This is a genomic window from Photorhabdus hindustanensis, assembly GCF_002968995.1.
In the GTDB taxonomy this organism is placed as follows: Bacteria; Pseudomonadota; Gammaproteobacteria; order Enterobacterales; family Enterobacteriaceae; genus Photorhabdus; species Photorhabdus akhurstii.
Genome location: NZ_PUWT01000128.1, coordinates 1 through 4177, shown reverse-complemented (window position 1 = coordinate 4177; position 4177 = coordinate 1). Strand labels below are relative to the sequence as shown.

The following is a 4177-nucleotide window of genomic DNA, read 5'->3' as shown; positions in this document are numbered from 1 at the left end:
TGATCGGCATGAAGGGTTTTAGCGACATAAGTCACCGTCAATCCCTCATTGAGCATCAATAACGCCGTCAATCGACGGGAATAGTTCTTATCACGGGTTTTTATGGATAAGTTTTCTCATTTTCTGGCATTCATTTTGAGGTATGGGTGCTATGATAGGCATCACTCAGTCCGTGTTGAGGTTTGGGATTTTTGGCAATTGATCAGATCGCAAAAATCGGACTGAGTTCCCTTCCAGTGATCTATTATTTTGAAAATTTATTTAAGAAGCCCCCTTTTATTTCAGCGTTCGCGAAAAAGAATGTAATAGCACTTCTGTACATGCATAGAGTTATTCAGATATCCACATAACGCTTCCTGACCAACTTCATTGCGACCTATCCAAAGACCCGCCAGCCGCTTATCCGGCTGCTCGGATAACACATAGGTTTTATTGTTGATTTGCACAACACTCAGATGCTCAATTTCTTCCGGTACCGTAAAGGTACCCATTGGTTTGAAGCTCTCCAGGCGCAGAATGATGATAGCGTTCTGGTCGTTTACGTTCCGCTGTTGCTGCAACGTTGGCCCAGAGTTAGCCGCTGGTGGTTCACCATAAACTGAGTTCGGATCCACGGCAGGCGCGGCCATAACCAGAGAACATGAAAGTACCCCCATCGCTGCGGATAATCTCAGCATAGATTTTTTCATAGAAGTCACCTTGAATTGGTTAGGAACTGTGTTGATACCTTCCCCCACAGAGGCACCTGCACAGATATGAACAACAACTTTTTGCAACCGGCAGGCTACCAACTCAAATTACGGATTGCCATGAAATAGGATGACACTTTGCAACCATTAATTACCGTCAGGCATGACCGCTATAGTGAGTAATGCAGCAGAGGACGCCTTGCATGTCACACCGAATCTACGATAGACACAGAAAATAAGTAAACCACCACCGGCCACCAGCAAGTTTTCCTGTGTGAGTAATACTCTTACCTTCTCCAATATCAGTTTATAAATGACAGATATGGCGAGAGAGCAACATTAAACCGGCTAGCAAGTAGCTCAGAAAAACCTATTCAATCACCTTGAAGTATTCCTTAAGTAATGCGTTTCACCGCAAGCTAAAACCCGCTCCAATAGTTTTCGATACAACCTGTTATTCCTCGGCCTTGCTGTCGTAGTCATCAGGATAAATCACAATCACCTCATAGAGTTCAGGACTGTAACGGACAAGCTCAAAGTTATACTAGATAGTCAACATGGCGTCGTATTTTGTTGTTGGAAAAGCAGGCTATGGCATGAACGGATAGCCCGTTAGGATTGTGGTGCATATACTTAGCCACATATTCAATGATTTTCTTTCGATCCGTAGTCAGATAGGGCATGTCATAGAAGTCAGCATGTCCCAGTTCTTTTGCGATACATAAAGCCTGGACGCGTTTGTCACCATCAAGCTCAATCCAACCAAGATCATGCAATTGACAGATTCTGCGGGCGACCAGTCCTTTCGTATACCCCAGCGCCTTACCGATATCATCATAGGTCGGTGGAACACCTTTCTTCCTAATTTCCTCGACGAGAAAATCAAACAGTTTATTCAGATAGATATTGCTCTTCTTTTCAGGCTGAACATTTTCATAGATTTTTTTGTTTAATCGGATTCAACTCTTGTGTCATATGTCATATGTCATTCTCAGAAGTGATGTTAGGTAGCCAAAAAATCGGGCTTACTTTGTTCGGCAACGTACCTTTCGGCTGAACAGACAAGTACTTCAAGAATCGAAAGCAGTTCGCTAAATTTGTGGAATTCTCTATATGCACCGCAGTGAGAAACATTGATATGCTGGTAATTATATCTTAAATAAAGTATAACTTTCGGCAGAAATAAATACACCTATTACCGGTACACTATGAACCTGTTTATAAAATGCTATAATTTGATATCACTACAATATACACGACTATATCACTTAATTGTTCAGTTTGTATGAATCATTAAACTTTTACCAATTTTAACTGACAAAATGTGAATAATCGGAGGAAAGATTATGCTGCTTACAATACGCCACTATTTGATAGCAGCCAGTAGTATTATGGATATTATGCCCTCAACTAACTATAAAGAATTGGCATTATCAGTAAGTGATTCGGAGCAAATTCGTAACGATATTGCTGCAATATCCGACGATGCTACCAAGGTCTTATTAGATGCTCAAGAGTATATTAAAGAGAATCTTGATATTTAGACAAGCAATAAATTTTTTAGCTTCCTTTAAAATTTTAAATTGAAAATTATGTCCATATAAAGGGGTTATAACTACATATTTGAGTGTTTTTTGTATTTTCCATTCCAAACCCATAAACGACCTTCATGTAAAGGCATTGTATGTGTTCTATTCCTCCATTTAACATTCCTATCTCTTAGCTTTTCAAAGTTAAAGGAGGAAAAACCAGCAGAAACAGCAAGTTCCCCAAGCCATTTTTCCGCAGGAACATGTATGCCATATGGTGCGGAGTCACCAATAACAAAGCAGGCTTTTGAATCTTTCTCCATATTTTTACGAATATTTACCCATATTTTGGCCATGTCTAAAAAATAAGCTGCAATCATTGTATGGTAGGATTTTTTACCGCCTTTACTATGTCTTATTATATCTAACTTTCTAGTTACATCAGATATTTCATCTTTTATTGGATCGAGAAGTGGATTGCTGAGAACTTCATCCAAATCGATTTTATCTGAAGATGAGTGTTGAGAACATGATCTCATCAGTGAAGGTCTGACAACATTTTTGAGGTCTCCCCAACCATTTATCTCTCCCCAAAACATCATCTCTAGTCTCGTTGCATCTGCATAATCATAGTTATTAGGATATGGCGGTGATGAAATTAGCAAGTTACACTTTTCTGCTTTAAACGGTTGTCTCACATCTTTGTATTCAATATGCGAGCAGTTCTGCCAACCTGACGAAATTGCATGAAACATATCGGCTCTCATGATTTTAAGCTTTCCAAGGAAGGCCTCAAAGGGATCAAGTACTTTAGATTTGGATTTATTGGGTAATACATATTGCCATTGAGCTGTACCTACATGGCTACATGCTCTCAGTATTGATGTTATGTTTAGTCTGATTAACTCCCAATGTGGGTCAGCATTAGATAATTTCTCATATGCAATTTTTAATCGTTCAAGTTTGTTAAATGAATCAAAGGAGTAACATCTTCCCAAAAGATTACTTTCATTGTAGCGAGTAGGATCCGGCATTGTCTTTAAAGATGATGCGTATGCGATAAGTTCTTCTCCTGCATCATTTAGGTCGTTCGTATCTAAATACCAAAGTTGTTTAGCTTTTGCGATCCTTGCTACAAAAGGATGCCCCTCAAATCCGAAAGAGCTAACATTAAAAAAATCGGCCGCAATGTTGGTTGTACCGGAGCCAGCAAAAGGTTCAAGAATGATCGCTTTTTTAGGGGTCCAGTGGAAGAACCCCCGAAAATGACGAGTTGTGTAACTACATTTAAGCGAAATCTTTTACTGTAGGGAAACTACGGATGCCTCTCCCATAAAGCCACCATTCCCCCGGCAATTATGGGGAAATGGAAGATCCTACCTACGGTTCCTTTTTGTCAAGTTGCGCTTTTATGTCACCAATCTTTTTTAAATCCTGCTCTAATATTGTTAACGAGCAGGTAACACAATATCTATCCCAACTTCTACCATTGCGGACGTTTAGGCGGATCTCACCGGCTTCGATCCGGTGACGTGCGTTTGCCTGGCAATTATGGGCTCGCTTGGCTCTGTCAATCTCAACTCGAGTGATTAGTGATTTAACTCTGGCCACCGAATACCTCCTCTATAGCTAGCAAAATAATGCGGTTAAAGTCTGTCTCTATCTGATTAAAGTCTGCCTGAGTAAACTCATCTCGGGATCGACCTGACCGCCCGATAGTATGGTTAATCTGCTTGTCTATCGCGGCTTTGAGTATGACAAAATTGGATCTTCCAAGATGCAAATGATCTAGGTCATGCCCTTCCGGGTTGACACCTCGTTCACCAAGAATTCGGCCAACCTCCGTTCTTACTCGCTGATCAAGACTTGCCCGCATCGCTTGACGCTGGCGAACTTTCGTAATTGGTACGGGATTCAGTCTCTCAAATTCTTGCCTAACCTGGTCGGATGAGTATCCGG

4 protein-coding genes and 2 pseudogenes are annotated in these 4177 nt (G+C 40.7%); 1 reads left to right on the top strand and 5 read right to left on the bottom strand.

All coding sequences use genetic code 11. The features are described 5' to 3' along the window. A pseudogene (locus C6H66_RS24485) lies at window positions 1-162 on the bottom strand (IS630 family transposase); the annotation flags it as partial. Window positions 163-281: 119 nt separating this feature from the next. After that, window positions 282-689, bottom strand: coding sequence for a hypothetical protein (locus C6H66_RS24480; RefSeq protein WP_105397015.1), 408 nt, complete (start codon window positions 687-689; stop codon window positions 282-284). 1346 nt (window positions 690-2035) lie between these two features. On the opposite strand from C6H66_RS24480, the gene C6H66_RS24465 reads away from it, so the two are divergent. Then, window positions 2036-2233, top strand: a complete 198-nt coding sequence (locus C6H66_RS24465) for a hypothetical protein (RefSeq protein ID WP_105397012.1) — start codon at window positions 2036-2038, stop codon at window positions 2231-2233. A gap of 71 nt (window positions 2234-2304) precedes the next feature. Here C6H66_RS24465 and C6H66_RS24460 read toward each other — a convergent pair whose 3' ends face one another. The 3 genes and pseudogenes from C6H66_RS24460 to C6H66_RS26250 all read right to left on the bottom strand — a co-directional run. Next, window positions 2305-3252 carry a DNA modification methylase gene (locus tag C6H66_RS24460; protein WP_105397011.1) on the bottom strand — a complete coding sequence of 316 codons (948 nt, stop codon included), beginning with the start codon at window positions 3250-3252 and terminating at the stop codon, window positions 2305-2307. 346 nt (window positions 3253-3598) lie between these two features. Further along, window positions 3599-3829, bottom strand: coding sequence for a hypothetical protein (locus C6H66_RS24455; protein ID WP_105397010.1), 231 nt, complete (start codon window positions 3827-3829; stop codon window positions 3599-3601). Beyond that, a pseudogene (locus C6H66_RS26250) lies at window positions 3816-4177 on the bottom strand (hypothetical protein); the annotation flags it as partial. The pseudogene C6H66_RS26250 and the gene C6H66_RS24455, both read right to left, overlap by 14 nt.

Bases quoted from the DNA above. Each gene is read 5' to 3' on its own strand.
- C6H66_RS24480 (WP_105397015.1), bottom strand. From the start codon at position 689: ATGAAAAAATCTATGCTGAGATTATCCGCAGCGATGGGGGTACTTTCA.
- C6H66_RS24465 (WP_105397012.1), top strand. From the start codon at position 2,036: ATGCTGCTTACAATACGCCACTATTTGATAGCAGCCAGTAGTATTATG.
- C6H66_RS24460 (WP_105397011.1), bottom strand. From the start codon at position 3,252: ATGCCGGATCCTACTCGCTACAATGAAAGTAATCTTTTGGGAAGATGT.